The 17,221-nt window shown below is 65.6% G+C and carries 14 protein-coding genes; 10 read left to right on the forward strand and 4 right to left on the reverse strand.

All coding sequences use genetic code 11. The features are described 5' to 3' along the window. Positions 1 to 104: 104 nt before the first annotated feature. The 4 genes from JQ616_RS06140 to JQ616_RS06155 all read left to right on the forward strand — a co-directional run bounded on the left by JQ616_RS06140 (position 105) and on the right by JQ616_RS06155 (position 3,719). Positions 105 to 737 carry an HAD-IA family hydrolase gene (locus JQ616_RS06140; RefSeq protein WP_212012967.1) on the forward strand — a complete coding sequence of 211 codons (633 nt, stop codon included), beginning with the start codon at positions 105 to 107 and terminating at the stop codon, positions 735 to 737. A gap of 173 nt (positions 738 to 910) precedes the next feature. Next, positions 911 to 1,225, forward strand: coding sequence for a hypothetical protein (locus JQ616_RS06145; RefSeq protein ID WP_212012968.1), 315 nt, complete (start codon positions 911 to 913; stop codon positions 1,223 to 1,225). A 163-nt stretch (positions 1,226 to 1,388) separates the two neighbouring features. Continuing rightward, positions 1,389 to 2,336 carry an AAA family ATPase gene (locus tag JQ616_RS06150; protein WP_212012969.1) on the forward strand — a complete coding sequence of 316 codons (948 nt, stop codon included), beginning with the start codon at positions 1,389 to 1,391 and terminating at the stop codon, positions 2,334 to 2,336. A 6-nt stretch (positions 2,337 to 2,342) separates the two neighbouring features. After that, a complete protein-coding gene (locus JQ616_RS06155; protein WP_212012970.1) occupies positions 2,343 to 3,719 on the forward strand; it encodes a vWA domain-containing protein in 1,377 nt (458 codons plus the stop codon). Between the two features lie 18 nt (positions 3,720 to 3,737). Here the strand turns inward: JQ616_RS06155 and JQ616_RS06160 are convergent, their stop codons facing one another. Beyond that, the gene (locus tag JQ616_RS06160) at positions 3,738 to 4,265 is read right to left on the reverse strand and encodes a hypothetical protein (RefSeq protein ID WP_249136413.1); all 528 of its coding nucleotides are present in this window, start codon (positions 4,263 to 4,265) and stop codon (positions 3,738 to 3,740) included. A gap of 319 nt (positions 4,266 to 4,584) precedes the next feature. Between JQ616_RS06160 and JQ616_RS06165 the strand changes: the two genes are divergently transcribed. Then, a complete protein-coding gene (locus tag JQ616_RS06165; protein ID WP_212012971.1) occupies positions 4,585 to 5,805 on the forward strand; it encodes a DUF2235 domain-containing protein in 1,221 nt (406 codons plus the stop codon). 60 nt (positions 5,806 to 5,865) lie between these two features. Here JQ616_RS06165 and JQ616_RS06170 read toward each other — a convergent pair whose 3' ends face one another. From JQ616_RS06170 to JQ616_RS06180, 3 genes are read right to left on the reverse strand one after another with little or no spacing between them, the layout of a single operon-like run. After that, positions 5,866 to 8,088 (reverse strand): xanthine dehydrogenase family protein molybdopterin-binding subunit, encoded by a 2,223-nt coding sequence (locus JQ616_RS06170; RefSeq protein ID WP_212012972.1) that lies wholly within the window; start codon positions 8,086 to 8,088, stop codon positions 5,866 to 5,868. Next, positions 8,085 to 8,576, reverse strand: coding sequence for a (2Fe-2S)-binding protein (locus JQ616_RS06175; protein ID WP_212012974.1), 492 nt, complete (start codon positions 8,574 to 8,576; stop codon positions 8,085 to 8,087). The genes JQ616_RS06170 and JQ616_RS06175 overlap by 4 nt, the downstream gene beginning before the upstream one ends. After that, positions 8,573 to 9,916 (reverse strand): cytochrome c, encoded by a 1,344-nt coding sequence (locus JQ616_RS06180; protein ID WP_212012976.1) that lies wholly within the window; start codon positions 9,914 to 9,916, stop codon positions 8,573 to 8,575. Before JQ616_RS06180 ends, JQ616_RS06175 begins: the two co-directional genes overlap by 4 nt. A gap of 133 nt (positions 9,917 to 10,049) precedes the next feature. On the opposite strand from JQ616_RS06180, the gene recQ reads away from it, so the two are divergent. The 5 genes from recQ (at position 10,050) to JQ616_RS06205 (ending at position 17,052) form a co-directional block, all read left to right on the forward strand. Next, positions 10,050 to 11,918: a DNA helicase RecQ gene (recQ, locus tag JQ616_RS06185; RefSeq protein WP_212012978.1), complete on the forward strand. Its 1,869-nt coding sequence runs from the start codon at positions 10,050 to 10,052 to the stop codon at positions 11,916 to 11,918. Between the two features lie 139 nt (positions 11,919 to 12,057). Further along, positions 12,058 to 12,756: an alpha/beta hydrolase gene (locus tag JQ616_RS06190; RefSeq protein ID WP_212012980.1), complete on the forward strand. Its 699-nt coding sequence runs from the start codon at positions 12,058 to 12,060 to the stop codon at positions 12,754 to 12,756. A gap of 139 nt (positions 12,757 to 12,895) precedes the next feature. Further along, positions 12,896 to 14,119, forward strand: a complete 1,224-nt coding sequence (locus JQ616_RS06195) for an MFS transporter (protein WP_212012982.1) — start codon at positions 12,896 to 12,898, stop codon at positions 14,117 to 14,119. A 160-nt stretch (positions 14,120 to 14,279) separates the two neighbouring features. Further along, positions 14,280 to 16,028 (forward strand): flavin-containing monooxygenase, encoded by a 1,749-nt coding sequence (locus tag JQ616_RS06200; protein ID WP_212012984.1) that lies wholly within the window; start codon positions 14,280 to 14,282, stop codon positions 16,026 to 16,028. A gap of 82 nt (positions 16,029 to 16,110) precedes the next feature. Further along, positions 16,111 to 17,052, forward strand: coding sequence for a metallophosphoesterase (locus tag JQ616_RS06205; protein WP_212013165.1), 942 nt, complete (start codon positions 16,111 to 16,113; stop codon positions 17,050 to 17,052). Positions 17,053 to 17,221 lie beyond the last annotated feature (169 nt).

The following is a 17,221-nucleotide window of genomic DNA, read 5'->3' on the forward strand; positions in this document are numbered from 1 at the left end:
GCGGCAATTCCAATAAAGAGAACGGACACGCGTTTCCCTATCTTCCTGCCAGACGGCCGGAGGACGCGAGGCGAAGCCGCCACTTTGCGACGGGCAGGATTTTGATGATCGAGGCAGTGATCTGGGATTTCGGCGGCGTCTTGACCACCTCGCCGTTCGAGGCATTCGCGCGTTATGAGACCGAGCGCGGTCTGCCCGTCGACATCATCCGCCGCACCAACGCCGCCAACCATCTGGAAAACGCCTGGGCCAAATTCGAGCGCGCCGAGATCGGAATCGATGCGTTCGACGCGCTGTTCGCGACGGAATCCAAGGCACTCGGCGCCGAGGTGCGCGGCAAGGACGTGCTGCCGCTGCTGTCCGGCGACCTGCGCCCCGAAATGGTCGAGGCGCTGAAGCGTATCAAGGCGAAATTCAAGACCGGCTGCATCACCAACAATCTGCCGTCGAACGCGATCGGCAGCCATAGCGGGCGCACGCTCTATGTCGCCGAGGTGATGGCGCTGTTCGACCACGTGATCGAGTCCGCGAAGATCGGCCTGCGCAAGCCCGACCCGCGCATCTACCGGATGATGGTGGAGACGCTGCAGGTGAACCCGAAGCACTGCGTTTATCTCGACGATCTCGGCGTCAATCTGAAGCCGGCGCGCGAGATGGGAATGACCACGATCAAGGTCGCCAACGCCGCGCAGGCGATCGGCGAGCTCGAGGCCGCGACCGGCCTCACGCTGAGGTGAAACGGCCTCCCGGCCTATTCACGCCGCATTCAGGCGGCGGCTTCTAACTGTCGGCCTCCCCGTGGATCACGGCGCGATCGCAAGATTGCATCATGATCCTTTCCTGGTCTGAGCATGACGTTCCGGAGAACCGATATCCGCGTCTCCGGATCATGCCCGCGGAGGCACATCCCATGAAACGTCTCGTCGTCGCCCTTGTCTCGGCTGGTTCGCTGCTGGTCTCGGTCGCAGCATTCGCGCAATCAACCTCCGCACCGGCAGCAGCGCCGGCGGCGGCCCCCGCACAGGAGAGCGCCGCAGCGGCTCCCGTGCCCGGCGCGAAGCGGGCAGCCTGCCAGAGCGCGGCGAAAGCGCTGAAAGGCCAGGACCGGCACGACCAGGTGCAGCTCTGCATGGTGCAGGCGCATCTCGACTGCCTGAAGCAGGCGATCGACCAGAAAATCGTTGGCCCGCAGCGCAAGGATTTCGTCAAGAGCTGCGCAAGCTGACGGCGGCCGCTTCCCTGGTATTGCGCTCGGCGGAATACCGAGGAACCATGCGCTAACCCCAGCCTTTAACCTCCATGCCGTTGCGGGCCGAACGAGCCTTGTGCTTTGCCCGCAACGGGCGCAGAACAGGTCCGAGTTCAAGGCAAATTCGGAGCTGATCCTCGTGGCTGACACCAGGCCCACCGCCTCGATCGAGGCCGTGGAAAGCGGCCTCGCCGCGCAAGGCTATATTGCAAGCCGACAGATCGCGACCGCGGTCTATCTGTCGCAGCAGATCGAGAAGCCGATCCTGGTCGAAGGCCCTGCCGGCGTCGGCAAGACCGAGCTGGCGAAGGCGATCGCCGCCTGGCGCGGCATGAAGATGATCCGCCTGCAATGCTATGAGGGCCTCGACGAGGCCAAGGCACTGTATGAGTGGAAATACGCCAAGCAGCTGCTCTACACCCAGATCCTGAAGGACAAGCTCGGCGAAGTGCTGGGCGGCGCGCAGTCGCTGGCCGCGGCGCTCGACCAGCTCCACACCTTCGGCGACGTGTTCTTCTCCAAGGAATTCGTCGAGCCGCGGCCGCTGCTGCAGGCGCTGGAGCAACCGGCCGGCTGCGTGCTGCTGATCGACGAGATCGACAAATCGGACGCCGAATTCGAATCGTTGCTGCTGGAGATCCTCTCGGACTTCCAGGTCACGATCCCCGAGCTTGGCACCGTCTCCGCGGTGGCGCCGCCGACCGTGATCCTGACCTCGAACAGCGAGCGCGATCTCGGCGACGCCTTGAAGCGGCGCTGCCTGCATCTGCATATCGGCTTCCCCGAGCAGAAGCTGGAAGAGCGCATCGTCGAGAGCCGGGTGCCCGGCATCTCGCAGACGCTGCGCAAGCAGATGGTCGGCTTCATCCACGAGATCCGCTCGCTGGACTTGAAGAAGCTGCCCTCGGTCAGCGAGGCGATCGACTGGGCGCGCGTGCTGGTGCTGCTGCAGGCCGGCGAGCTCGATACCGAGATCGTCAAGGACACGCTGAACGTGCTGCTGAAATACGAGGCCGATATCGAGGCCGCGACGCCGCAGATCTCGTCCTTCATCGCCAAGGCGTCGCGTCAAGGCGTGTTCAGCTAGGCCAAGATGCGCGAGAACCTGCATCGCTTCTTTCGTGCGGCGCGGGGAGCCGGGGTCCGGGTCTCGCCGGCCGAAAGCATCGATGCGATGCGGGCCGTCGCACAAGTCGGCTTTAATGATCGCGACATCCTGCGCGACACCTTCCTGCTGACGCTGGCCAAGACCCAGGACGAGAAGCGCGCGCTCGGCGAATGCTTCGATCTGTTCTTCAGCCAGCCCGAACCGCAGCAGGAGAACGCCGAGCAGAACAAGACCGACGACAACAGCGAATCCGGCGCCAACCCGTCTGCCGACGAGCACGGCGACACGGCAGGCGGCGCCGCCGACGCCGATGTCGGGCCACTGGCGCAGATGCTGCTGTCGCAGGATCGCTCCGCGATCTCGACGGCGATCGCCAACGCCTCCGGCGCCGCCTCGCTGCCCGACATCCGCTACTTCACCCAGCGTGGCATCTTCCAGACTCGCATCCTCGATGCGATGGGCATCCAGCGACTGCGCGACGACATCGACGAGCAGACCACACGCAATCCGGCACTCGCCGAACGGTTGCAGGAGGCGCTCAACGGCCTGCGCGGCACCGTTCGCGACGCCGTCTCGCAAGCCCTGCTGCTGTACGGGCGCGAGGAAGCCGAGAATCTGCGCAACGAGATCCTGCGCAACGCACCGCTGGCGCGGATCGAGCCGCGGCAGGTCGAGCAAATGCGGACGTTGATCCGCCAGATCGCGCGCCGGCTGCGCGAGCGCTACTCGAAGCCGCGCAAGCGCCAGCGCCGCGGCCATCTCGACGTCCGCCGCACGCTGCGCCGGAACGCGGCCTGGGGCGGCGTGCCGTTCCTCACCGCCTGGAAGCGCAAGCATCGCGACCGGCCGAAGATCGTGGCCCTGTGCGACGTCTCCGGTTCGGTCGCCCGCGTCTCGGACTTCTTCCTGCTCCTGATCCACAGCCTGCACGAGGTGGTCGACGACGTCCGCTCGTTCGCGTTCTCGGGCCATTTGATCGAGGTCAGCGACATCCTGGAATCGAACTCGCCGGAAGAGGCGATGAAGGAGATCATGTCCAAGGTCGGCTTCGGCTCGTCCGACTACGGCAATTCCTTCGCCGATTTCGAGGACAATTGGATGAGCGCGATCACGCCGCAGACCACCGTGATCGTGCTCGGCGATGCCCGCAGCAACAACCTCGACCCGCGCGCCGACATCCTGCGCCGCATCGGCGAGCGGTCGAAGCGGCTGGTCTGGCTCAACCCCGAGGGCCGCATGGTCTGGGGTTTCGGCGATTCCGAGATGCCGCGCTATGCGACCTTCTGCACCGTGGTGCGGCAATGCGCGACCGCGCAGCAGCTCGAGCGCGCCGTGTCCGACATCGTCGCGACTTATCAGTAGGTCGCTTCGCCGCGCGGCCTAGATGGCAAGCGACTCGCTGTGGAATAGCCACCCGACGAATGCAATCAGCGTGAGCGCGATCGAGGCGGAAACACTGACCAGCTTGATCGTCGTGATCGCCTTCAGCACCGAGACGGAGCGCGCCGCTGCGTTCGGGTTGCCGTGCAGCAGCAGCCAGGCCAAAAGGCAATCCTCGATCAGGTCACTGAGCAGATAGACCGCCGGCACGACCAAGCCGAGCCACGCCGCGGACGGATAGATCTGATTGAGCCAGTGCGATGACGCAGCACCCATCGCCCCCGCCAGCGCGAGCATGACGATGAGATCGAGCGGAAACAGGATCGGGAAGACATACTTCATCCGCAGTTTGGATTGCACCAGCGCAGCAAGCTGGACACCGCTGTAGCTCAGCGTCTTCTCCGGAAAGCGGGTCGGGAACCTGCCTGCAAATACGCGATCGGAGTAGCGGCCGACCCACCAGAACAATCCGAACGCAATCACCACCAGACCCGCGAGAATGATCGTCACGAGGCCTTGGTGGCTCATGCCGATCCGTTCCTGTCCGTGTTGAGGACGCTGCGAAGAGCAGCAGGCAAGATGATCGCGCGCACCGGCGAAATCCCTGAACGGGAGAAAAATCAACGCAGTACAGCAATGAGTGCCGGTGAGATTTCCACCTTTTCCGAAGTGTTGCAATTGAATTCTGCGGATCGCGGTGAGAGACGCGTACGAGGCCGATACCGGCACCAACGCGCCAAAGGTCACGCCGCGTACACAGAGCCGTATTCAATTGGAGATTGAACCTCACCCGTATTCCGCCGTACATTACGGTCGCGAATTTTCACGGCGACCGCAGGGGCAACGGATGCCGAAAGACATTGTCATTATGTGCGACGGCACCGGCAACGAGATCGGCGCCAATATTTCCAACGTGTTGAAGCTGTTCCGCGTCGCCGACAAGGATGGCCGGCAGCGGATCTACTATCATCCGGGTCTCGGCACGGTCGGCCTGCAGAGCAGCTGGGGCCGCTTCAAGCAAGAGGTGCGCGGCCTGTTCGGGCTGGCCTTCGGCGCCGGCCTCGATAAGGATACACTCGACGCCTACCAGTTTCTGTGCCGGCTGTGGGAGCCGGGCGACCGGGTCTGGATGTTCGGCTTCAGCCGCGGCGCCTACACCGTGCGTGTGCTGGCGGCCTTCGTCCATGTGATGGGCCTGTTGCCGGTCGACCAGCTGGATCTCGCCGGCTACGCCTTCGGCACCTACAAGAAGGCCAGCTCCGATGCCCAGAAGTCCGACGGCACGCTTGACCCCGCGCCCCTGAAGGAAGTCTGGCATTTCAGCCAGATCGCCGGCGGCCGCAACATCGACATCGAGTTCGTCGGGGTCTGGGACACGGTCGCCTCGATTATCGTGCCGCGACAGGACAACTTCCTGTTCGACCTACAGACGCTGCTGTTCACCCGGACCAATTCCAGCGTCAGGCGTTTCCGCCAGGCGATTTCGATCGACGAGCGCAGGCGCATGTTCCGCCTCAATCGCTGGATCGAACCGCAGAAATTCCGTTCCGATCCGTTCGATCCGGCGACAGCGGTGGAGCAGGACATCGGCCAGGTCTGGTTCGCCGGCGTGCACTCCGACGTCGGCGGCGGCTATCCCGAGGATCAGAGCGGGCCGTCGAAGTTTCCGCTGATCTGGATGCTCGAGCAGGCCAAGGCCGCCGGGCTGCATATGGACCAGGCGCTGATCGACCATCTCGCCTGGGGGATGCCGTTGCCGCAGCACGCCCACGACTATGTGCCGCCGAGCGCTACCGCGCCGCTGCACAACTCGCTGACCGCCGCCTGGGAAATCCTGGAGTGGATTCCGAAGCGCGACAAATGGAAGGAATGGCCGGAGCGGAAATCCTTCCTCGGCTTCTATTTGCCACGCGGCGAGCCGCGGCCGATCCCGGAAGGTGCAACCATCCATGCCTCGGTGCTGGAGCGGATGGAGAAGGATGCGACCTACAAGCCGATCAACCTGCCGACGTCTTACAAGGTCGAGCCGATGACGCCTCCCCCAACGCCACCCGCGGCAACATCCTGATATTACTCTTCTGACGCGTTTTCTTCACGCGAGCCGGCGTCCACTTCGCTCGAAAACGCGCTACGCATCGATCGCATCCTTGATCCGCTTGCGGCTAAGCGGCAGGTTGCGCAGCCGCTTGCTGGTCGCGTGCGCAATGGCATTGGCCAGCGACGCGGCGGCCGGGCCCTGCCCGGTCTCGCCGCTGCCGAGGAACGGCTGGCCGGGGCGATTGATGATGTGGACACTGATGCTGTCGGGTACAGCATCGAAGCGCAGGATCGGATAGGTCTGCCAGTCGATGCTGGTGATCCCAACCTCGTCGAACGTGACGCTCTCATAGAGCGTCCAGCTCGTCGACTGCACGATCGCGCCCTCGATCTGGTTGGTGATGCCATCGGGATTGACGACCTGGCCGGCATCGACAGCCGCAACCGCGCGCACCAGCCGGGCGCGCCCGGTTTCGCGATCGACCTCCACTTCGGAGGCGATGGCGCAATAAGCGGCAAGGTTCTTGTAGCGCGCGAACGCAAAGCCGTAGCCGCGGTTTTGCGGCGCCCTCTCGCCCGGCTTCCAGCCGAATTCCTGGGCCGCCTTCTCGACCACCGCGCGGCCGCGCTGATCGTCGAGATGTTTCAAGCGGAATTCGACCGGATCGGCTTCGGCGAGATCGGCCAGCTCATCCATAAAACTCTCGATCGAGAACACGTTGTGATAGGCACCGAGTGCGCGCATCGCAGAGATCCGCAGCGGCATGGCTGGAATGAAGTGATGCGTCACATGCGCATTCGGGAAATTGTAGATCGGGATCGCGTTGCGATCGCCACCGCCTTCGGGAAGCGGCAACGGCCTTGGCGCAGGCACCGCGAACGATCGCGCCATGTGCTGGGCCGCGAGCAGCGAGCCGGCGCCGCCCGGCCGCATCGAATGGGTGTTGCTCCACACCGCAAAGTTCCAGTCGGCGATCTTGCCATTGCCATCCAGCGACGCGCTCAGCTTCGTCACCATCGCCGGACCATACGGCTCCCAGCCGTGCTCCTGCTCGCGCATCCACTGCACCCGAATTGGGCGCCCGGGGAGCGCACGGGCAATCAGCGCGGCATCGGCCGCGGCGTCATCGGCGCCGTTGTGGCCGTAGCAGCCGGAGCCCTCGACATGGATCAGGCGGACGCTCGATTGTGGCATGCCGAGCATCTCGGCGATCGCCTGGCGGTCCGGATAGACGCCTTGCGTGTGCGTCCACACCGTCATCGCGCCGTCGACGAAATGCGCGACCGCGCAGGATGGCCCGATCGAACCGTGCGACTGGTAGGGCCGCGTGTAAGTGGCTTCGAGCGATGTCGCGCCGCTCACCGCCGGGTTGCCGCGCTCGAAGATCGCAAAATCCTGCGACGGCAGCGCAGTCAGCATGCCCGCGAGATCGTGCTGGTTCGGCAGCTTCGCGCTTTCCCGCCACTTCGCTGCGGCCGCTAGCGCGTGCATCGCCTTGACCGCCAAAAACTCCTTCTCGGCCACCACCGCGACGAAATTGCCGTCGCGCACGATTCCAATCACACCGGGCATTTTCTCGATCGCGGCGGTGTCGCATTCGATCAGCTGTGCGCCGTAGCTAGGCGGACGCACCACCCGCGCGTGCACCATGCCGGGTAGCCGCATGTCTTGCACATAGGCCGCGCCGCCAGTGACCTTCGCCGGAATGTCGACGCGCGGCACCGGCTGACCCATTACCTTGAAGCTCGCCGGATCCTTCAGGCCCGAAGTCGGCTGCGCCTGGACATGCAGCATGTTCGCGGCAACGAGTTCGCCATAGCTCAGGCGGCGACCATCGGGGGCGATAACCGCGGCGTTCTCGGTTCGCAATCCGTCGGGCGGCAGGTCGAAACGCTTTGCCGCTTCCGCAACCAGCAGCGCACGCGCTTGCGCAGCGGCATGCAGGATCGCGGTGCCGCTGTCCTGCATCGAATGGCTGCCTGATGTGTAGCCCTCGTTCGCCGTGAGTTTCGTGTCGGCGGTGATCACCTTCAGCGCATCGAAGGGAATATCGAGCTGCTCGGCGGCGATCTGCTGGAACGCAGTCTTGAATCCCTGGCCGAGTTCGGCCTTGCCGGTGAAGGCCGTGATCTGGCCGTCGGCATCGATCCGGATCCAGGAATCCAGATTGGGTGAGGTCGCGAGACTACCCGGCAGCTTCGGCCCCTGCGCTGCCTTCTCCTGCGCCACCGCATGACGCAGCGAGAAGCTGACGATCAGCGCGCCGCCACCGGCCAGCACGCTGCGGCGATCGAGAACCACCGGCGCGGTCATCGGATGCTCCTGTCGCTTGCGGCGTCGACCGTATCCATCAGCCTGGCAGCGCGATGCACCGCGCGCAGGATGCGCATATGAGTGCCGCAGCGGCACAGATGCGGCTCCAGCTCGGCGCGGATCTGCGCATCCGAGGGTTTCGGGTTGCGCATCAACAGCGCCTGCGCCCGCATCATCATCCCGGCGATGCAGTAACCGCACTGCGCGGCCTGCTCTTCCATGAAGGCGCGCTGGATCGGCGCCGGCGCGGCCACGGTGCCGAGCCCTTCCAGCGTCGTCACCTGCTTGCCCTCGACGAGCAGCAGCGGCGTGACGCAGGACAGCACCGCCTTGCCGTCGACGATCACGGTGCAGGCGCCACATTGCCCGAGCCCGCAGCCGAACTTCGCGGCATTGAGCGCAAGATCATCGCGCAGCACGTAAAGCAGCGGCGTATCCGGGTCGGCGTCGACCTGATGATCCCTGCCATTGACCTTCACCATCGTCATGGCTTGCCTCGTTGTCTGGAGTCGGTCGGCGCATCGCGCGCCACAAGCGACGCGGCCTGTACCGCCCGTGCGTCGCGCACGGCCTTGTCGAGATCGCTCCACGCCGGCCGTTTGCCGAACCTGGCGCGCAGATAATTCGCCAGCGCGACCGTCTGCGCATCATCGATGCTGGCCGCGAAGCCCGGCATGATCGGGCTGCGCTCGCCCGCGACGGCGCCGATGCCCGACAGCACGATGTTGAGCATATTGCGCGGATCGGGGCTCGCGATCGCCGTGCTGAGCGCGAGGTTGACGCCGCCATAGGGCAGCGCGCGGTTGCCCTCATGGCAGGAAGCGCAGGTCGCAGCATAGATTGCCGCGCCTGCGGCGTTGGCCTGCGCGGCGTCCGCCGAGGTCGATTGCGTCACAGCATCCGCGAGCGGCTTGCGATCCGGCGCCGGCGCGCCCGAGATGTCGGCCATGTAAACGGCAATCGCCCGCACATCGGTATCCGGCACCGACGCCAGATTGCCGACCACTTCGGCCATCGGCCCGCGCGCGGTGCCGTGATCGCTGTGCCAGCCATGGCGCAGATAGGCGTACAGCGCGTCGGCGGTCCACCGCACCGGGGCGTACGAAGAATCGTTCAGCGCATAGGCGTGCCAATTGTCGACGTCGCCGCCGGCAAACTGCGCATTCACCCGCTCGGCGCCGAGCGCGTTGCGTGGCGTGTGGCAGGCGCCGCAATGCGCGAGCCCCTCCACCAGATAGGCGCCTCGGTTCCACTCCGCGCCCTTCGCCGCGTCGGAAGGCACATCGCCGGCGCGGAGATACAGCAGCTTCCAGCCGGCGATCAGCGGCCGATAGTTCAATGGAAACGCCAGCTGATTCGCCGGCGGCAAGGCGTGGACCGGCTGTCGCGTCATCAGGAACGCATACAGCGCACGGTCGTCCGCCTCGGAGACGTTGGTGAAATGGTCATAGGGGAAGGTCGGGTAGAGGTGCCGACCGTCGCGGCCGACGCCGGAGCGCATCGCGCGGACAAAGGCCTCCTCCGGCCAGCCCCCGATGCCAGTTTCGGCATCGGGCGTGATGTTCGATGAGAAGATGGTACCGAACGGCGTCGGAACCGGAAGCCCTCCGGCATAGTTCGCGCCGCCCTGCACGGTATGGCAGGTGTTGCAATTGCCGATCGCCGCGAGATCGCGGCCGCGCTTGACGATATCAGGATCGAAGGTATCGGGCCGCGGAGGCGCAATGGCCGCGATCCGGGGCCGCCAGGCGACCGCAAAGGCCGCCGCCGCGCCGGCAACCAGCACGATCGCGACGATGCCTGTGATGATCCGCCGCCGACCCGTCATGCCTGAATTGAGTTTGTTGTTGGGACGTGTATTAACACGTTTCGTTCCGGTATCGTTCGCCCAGAAGACCTCGATCACCGCCTGTTGACCCCAAGGACATCCGGGGAAATCCCAAGGGATCAAGCAAGGGATCATGACCGCCCAGCCCGCCCTCGATCGCGTATCCGCTCCGCCCCGCGACGCGCGGTCCGTGCTCAGTTCCGTATTCGGCCTGTCGGGCTTCCGCGGCGCGCAGGAAAAGATCATCCGCCACGTCACCGATGGCGGCAATTGCCTGGTGCTGATGCCGACCGGCGGCGGCAAGTCGCTGTGCTACCAGCTGCCGGCGCTGCTGCGCGACGGCTGCGGCATCGTGGTATCGCCGCTGATCGCGCTGATGCGCGACCAGGTCGCGGGCCTCACCGAGGCCGGCGTCAACGCGGCGGTGCTGAATTCGACGCTGTCCTATGAGGAAGCCTCCGAAGTCGAACGGCGGCTGCTATCAGGCGATCTCGACCTGCTCTATGTCGCGCCGGAACGCCTGCTGACGCCGCGCTGTCTCAATCTGCTCAGCCAGGCGCAGATCGCCCTGTTTGCGATCGACGAGGCGCATTGCGTGTCGCAATGGGGTCACGATTTCCGCCCGGAATATATCGGTCTGTCCGCGCTCGCCGAGCGCTTCCCCAAGATACCACGCATCGCGCTGACCGCGACCGCGGATGCGCTGACGCGAAAAGAGATCGCCGAGCGGCTCCAGCTCACCGACGCGCCGGAATTCGTCGCGAGCTTCGACCGGCCCAACATCCGCTACGAAATCGTCGACAAGCAGAACGCGACCACGCAGCTGAAGAACTTCATCAGGGATCGGCATGCCGGCGACGCCGGCGTGGTCTATTGCCTGTCGCGTGCCAAGGTCGAGGACGTCGCCGCGGCACTCAGCGAGGCCGGCATTCCAGCGCTGCCCTATCATGCCGGGCTCGATGCCGGCGTGCGCGCCCGGCATCAGGACCGCTTCCTCAATGAGGACGGCCTCGTGATTGTCGCAACGGTTGCGTTCGGCATGGGCATCGATAAGCCCGATGTGCGTTTCGTCGCGCATCTCGATCTGCCGAAGAGCATCGAGGCCTATTACCAGGAGACCGGACGCGCCGGCCGCGACGGCAAGCCGTCAGCGGCATGGATGGCCTATGGTCTCTCCGACATCGTGCAGCAGCGCCGCATGATCGATGAATCGACCGGCTCCGACGCCTTCAAGCGCGTCTCGGTCGGCAAGCTCGACGCCCTGGTCGCGCTGGCCGAGACCGTGCATTGCCGGCGGCAGCGCCTGCTCGGCTATTTCGGCGAGACCCGCAGCGATGAAAGCTGCGGCAATTGCGACAACTGCCTGACGCCGCCGCGTGTCCGCGACGGCAAGGTGCTCGCACAGAAGCTGTTGTCCTGCGTCTATCGCACCGGGCAACGCTTCGGCGCCATGCACCTGATCGACGTGCTGGTCGGGAGGCTGACCGAGCGGGTCAAGCAGTTCAACCACGACCAATTGTCCGTGTTCGGCATCGGCCGCGAGCTCAACGAGAAGCAATGGCGCGCGGTGCTGCGCCAGCTGGTGGCGATGGGCCATCTGCGCGCCGACAGCGACGCCTTCGGCGCGCTGAAACTGACCGACAGCGCCCGCGGCGTGCTGAAGGGCGAGACCGCGGTGATGCTCCGCGAGCAGCCGGAAGGCGCGCGCAACCGCGCGATCCACGGCAAGTCGCGCCGCGGCGAGCTTGCGCCCGCAGCCGACAGCCCGGGCGGGGTCGCCAGCCCCGCGCTGCACGCGGCACTGCGCGCCTGGCGCTCGGAGGTCGCGCGGCAGCGCGGCGTGCCGGCCTATGTAGTGCTGCATGATTCGACGATCGACGGCATCGCTGCGATGCGTCCGGACACGCTGAACGAGCTGCGCAACATCGCCGGGATCGGCGACAAGAAGCTCGAGCACTACGGCGCCGAGCTGATCCGGATCGTGAAGTCCAACGACGACTGAACAACCGCCGTCTGCCTCCTGTTGGTGACGCCATCGTGACGTCGGCGCGATACGGCCGCGCTTTGTCTCGTTGACGGCGCCCGGATGCCCGCTCATCCTGATCGCGTTTTCCTTAACCGATCCAGCAGAGGAGCCGAGCATGAGCAGCAAGCCGACGATCGTTCTGGTTCATGGATTCTGGGGAGGCGCGGCGCACTGGAGCAAGGTGATTGTCGCGCTCTCGCGCAAGGGTCACACCGGTCTGCAAGCGGTCGAGATGCCGCTGACCTCGCTCGCCGACGACGCCGAACGCCTGCGCAAGATGGTCAAGCAGCAGAGCGGTCCGGTGCTGCTGGCCGGCCATTCCTATGGCGGCGCCGTCATCACCGAAGCCGGCGACCTCCCGAACGTGGTCGGCCTGGTTTACATCGCCGCCTTCGCGCCTGACGCCGGCGAGAGCCCCGGCGCCATCACCGCCGGACTGCCGCCGGCGGCGATCGCCAATGTCGCGCCGGACAGCGACGGCTATCTCTGGATCAAGCCCGACAAGTTTCACGAGAGTTTTTGCCAGGACCTGCCCGCCGATGAGGCGCTGGTGATGGCGGTCACGCAGAAGGCCCCGCTTGCCAGCACCTTCGGCGACAACATCACCACGCCGGCGTGGCGGAAGAAGCCAGTGTGGTATCAGATCTCCAGCAACGACCGGATGATCAACCCCGACAACCAGAAGCGGATGTCGGAACGGATGAATCCGCGCGAGATCATCACGCTCGCTGCCAGCCACGCATCGCTGGCCTCGAAGCCGGACGAGGTGAGCGCCTTCATCGGCGAGGCGGCGACCAGCCTGGCGAATGCATAGGCACGAATTGTCCTGACATGGCCGGACTTGTCCCGGCCATGTCAGTTTGTATCGCTGCGACGAGGAGGCCGGATGGACCCTGAAGCAGCTCTAAGCGCGGCCTATTGACTGCGATCACACGCTCCGCCATGCGTGACGCATGTCCACGCAATCCCCGGCTGCATCGGCCGATTTGTTCCGCCATCCGCCGCTTTTGTTTTTTGTCGCGTCACGCGGCTTCTCCGAATTCGCCTACCAGATCGCGACGGTCGCGATCGGCTGGCAGGTCTATGCGCTGACCGGCAGCGCGGTCTATCTCGGCCTGGTTGGGCTGGTGCAATTCATCCCGAGCGCACTGCTCGTGTTCATCGCCGGCCACGCCGCCGATCGCTACGATCGCCGCCGCGTCGTGCAGGCCTGCCAGATCATCCAGGGGCTGGGGGCCGCCTATCTCGGCTGGCGCAGCTTTGCCGGCGATCTGACGGTGCCCGAGATCTTCTTGGTGCTGGTTATGTTCGGTGTCGCCAGTGCATTCGGAGACCCGGCCGCCTCGGCGCTGCTGCCGGCCGTGGCGCCGGAGGGCCATCTGCAGCGTGCCACCGCGCTGTCGACCGGCGCCTGGCAGGTCTCGATCGTCACAGGTCCGGCGATCGGCGGCTTCGCTTACGCGATCTCGCCGGTCGTGCCCTACGCCGTGATGGCGGCGTTCTGGCTGCTCGCTGCAATCCTCTCCGGCGCGATCCGGCTGGAGCGGCCGGCCGCCGAGCCGGATCCGCCATCGCTCGGGCAGTTGTTCGCCGGCGTCAAATTCGTCCGCGACAATCCGGCGATCCTCGGCACCATCTCGCTCGATCTGTTCGCGGTGCTGCTCGGCGGCGCCAGCGCGCTGCTGCCGATCTATGCCCGCGACATCCTGCATGCCGGGCCATGGGCACTCGGCGTGATGCGCGCCGCACCGGCAGTCGGCGCGCTCGCGATGACCGCGGTGCTGGCGCGGCATCCGATCTCGAAGCATGTCGGCCTGCGCATGTTCCAGGGCGTGATCGCGTTCGGCGTTGCGATCTGCGTGTTCGCGCTGTCGCGCGAGATCTGGCTCTCGGCCTTGGCGCTCGCCGCGATGGGCGCAGCCGACACGATCAGCGTCGTAATTCGCGTCTCGCTGGTGCAGCTCGCGACGCCGGACGAGATGCGCGGCCGCGTCGGCGCCGTGAACTATCTGTTCGTGAACGCCTCCAACCAGCTCGGCGAATTCGAGAGCGGCATCACCGCTGCGCTGTTCGGCACGGTGCCGGCCGCGCTGATCGGCGGCATCGGCACAGTCGCGGTTGCGCTGCTCTGGATGTGGTTGTTCCCGTCGCTGCGCAAGGTGCAGCGCCTGGAATGAGGCAGCGTCCGGATACCGCAGCGAGCGGCCTCGCGGCATAGGAGCCATACCCGGCGCGGTAACGCATGTGCTTGCGGGCTGCGCCGCAACAGCCCTAATCTTTTGCCCACCGTGTCCAACGAGGCGCGGCCGAAGACAAAGCATAGGGATGAGACCGACCATGGCTCAAGAGAGCACCGCGCGCACGACTGCGCGCCCTGCCGAAACCGGATCGTTCGACGCCGTGGTGATCGGCGCAGGCTTCGCCGGCATGTACATGCTGCACCGGCTGCGCGGGCTCGGCTTCACCGCGCGGGTCTATGAGGCCGGCGGTGGTGTCGGCGGCACCTGGTACTGGAATCGCTATCCCGGCGCGCGCTGCGACGTCGAGAGCCTGCAATACTCCTTCTCGTTCTCCGAGGAACTCGACCAGGACTGGAGCTGGTCGGAGAAATATTCTCCGCAGCCCGAAATTCTCGCCTACGCCAATCATGTCGCCGATCGCTTCGATCTGCGCAGCCAGATCGTGTTCGACACCCGCGTCACCGCGGCGACCTTCGACGAGAAGGCAGGAATCTGGTCGATCGAGACCGATCGCGGCGACAGGGTCACGGCGAAGTTCTGCATCATGGCGGTCGGCTGCCTGTCGGCGCCGAACCGTCCGGCCTTCCCCGGCATGGCGGATTTCCGCGGCCCGATCTATCACACCGGCGAATGGCCGCATGAGGGCGTCGATTTCACTGGCCTGCGCGTCGGCGTCATCGGCACCGGCTCGTCCGCGATCCAATCGATCCCGATCATCGCGCAGCAAGCCTCCGAGCTCACGGTCTTTCAGCGCACGGCGACGTGGTCGGTGCCGGCGTGGAACGAGCAGCTGTCGCCTGAATATTTGAAGGAAGCCAAAGCGCATTATCCGGAGCTGCGCGCCAAGGCGCGTGCGCGGCCGACCGGGTTCTATTTCCTGTTCAACGCGCAGCCCGCCTTGCAGGCCAGCGAGCAGGAACGCGAGCGGCTCTATGAGGAGGCCTGGCAGCGCGGCGGCCTGCCCTTCCTCGGCGCGTTCGGCGACCTCTTGTTCGAGAAGGCGGCCAACGACACCATCGCCGATTTCGCGCGCGAGAAGATCCGCGGCATCGTCAAGGACCCGGCGACGGCCGATCTGCTGTGCCCGCAGAACGTGTTCGGCTGCAAGCGGCTCTGCGTCGACACCAATTATTTCGAAACCTACAATCTTCCGCATGTGAAGCTGGTCGACGTGTCGAAGACGCCGATCGAGCGGTTCACGGCTGAGGGAATCATGGTCGACGGCACCGAACACAAGTTCGATGCTGTCGTCTCCGCCACCGGCTTTGCCGCCATGACCGGCTCGTTCGACAAGATCGCGATCACCGGCCGCGGCGGACAGACGCTCGCCGAAAAATGGCGGGCCGGCCCGCGCGCCTATCTCGGCCTCGCCTCGGAGGGCTTTCCGAACCTGTTCATGATCACCGGACCCGGCAGCCCGTCGGTGCTCGCGAGCATGATCCAGGCGATCGAGCAGCACGTCGACTGGCTGGCGGATTGCCTCGGTCACATGCGTGACATCGGCGCCGGCACGATCGAGGCGGTCCGCGACGACGAGGACGCCTGGGTCGCCCATGTCACCGACGTCTCTACGGTCTCGCTGCGCTCGACCTGCAGCTCCTGGTATGTTGGGACCAACATCCCGGGCCGTCCCCGCGTGTTCATGCCCTATATCGGCGGCTTCCCGATCTATGTGCAGAAGTGCAATGAGGTGATGAATTCCGGTTATGACGGCTTCGTGCTGCAGGGCGGACGCAACGGCAATGCGCCGCCGCAGGTGCGCTTCACCGAACGCTGGCAGGTGCCGCTCGACATCGAGGTGATCTCGCCGGCCGCGGTCGCCGCCAAACGGGTTCCTATGGTCTGATCGCCGGCGGTATTCCCGGCAGGATGGTGCATGATAGTGTCGCGCCGGGCGCCGTTTCGCATCGCGGGCCGCACGGGGGATGATGGCCGACACGGCGTTGCAGGGATTGATCGAGCGGATCGGCGCGGACCATGTCGTGCGTCGGCTTGGCATCGAGGCTGCGCATGAGAAGCAGGTGTTCGGCCAGGGCACGCTGGTATTCAATGTCGAGAACTGGAAGCTGGCGCCGCGGGTGGTCACGACCGCGCTGAAGGTCGCCGGCCTCCATGGCCGCGCCCGGCGCAACGCCGACCGGGTCGAGGTACGGCGCAATCTGGTGACGTCGGCGCAGCTGCCGCCGGCGTTCGACGGCTTCACCATCCTGCAGCTCAGCGACCTCCACGCCGACATCAGTCAGGGCGCGATGCGGCATCTGGCCGACATCGTGCCCTACATCGACTGCGACATCTGCGTCTTGACCGGCGACTATCGTGGCAAGACGTACGGCCCGTTCGACACCAGCCTTGCGCTGATGAGGGAGCTCTGCGCGCGGATCAAGCGGCCGCTCTACGGTATCCTCGGCAATCACGACAGCATCCGCATGACGCCGGCGCTGGAGGCGATGGGCATCAGGATGCTGTTCAACGAGCAGGAGCCGATCGCGCGCGATGGCGCAACGATCTATCTCGCCGGGATCGATGACGCGCATTTCTACCGCACTGACGACATTCCGAAGGCGGCCGCGGCGATCCCGCGCGACGCATACTCGATCCTGCTCGCGCACACACCGGAATCCTATCGCGCGGCGACGGCGGCCGGCTTCGATCTGATGCTGAGCGGCCATACCCATGGCGGCCAGCTCTGCCTGCCCGGCGGCATCGCAATCAAGCTGGAGGCGCGGCTGCCGCGCCGGATGGGCAGGGGCGCGTGGCGCTTCGGCGAACTCGCCGGATACACATCGGCTGGTGCCGGCACCAGCCTGGCGCCGGTGCGGCTCAACTGCCCGGCCGAGATCACGGTGCACACGCTGCGGCGGCTCGAGTAACGAGCGCCGCGCAATCGGGCTCGACTTCGTCCCATCCGGACTCAGACGACGCGCAGGCGCGCATTGCCAAAACATCGAAAACAACCCCATGCAAAGTAGCCGGCGGCCGCCCCGACTTTCGCCGGGAAAGACGCGACCGGTAACTATATACAGTCACCCTGCCGTAAGG

The organism is Bradyrhizobium tropiciagri (assembly GCF_018130545.1).
Classification (GTDB): Bacteria; Pseudomonadota; Alphaproteobacteria; order Rhizobiales; family Xanthobacteraceae; genus Bradyrhizobium; species Bradyrhizobium tropiciagri_A.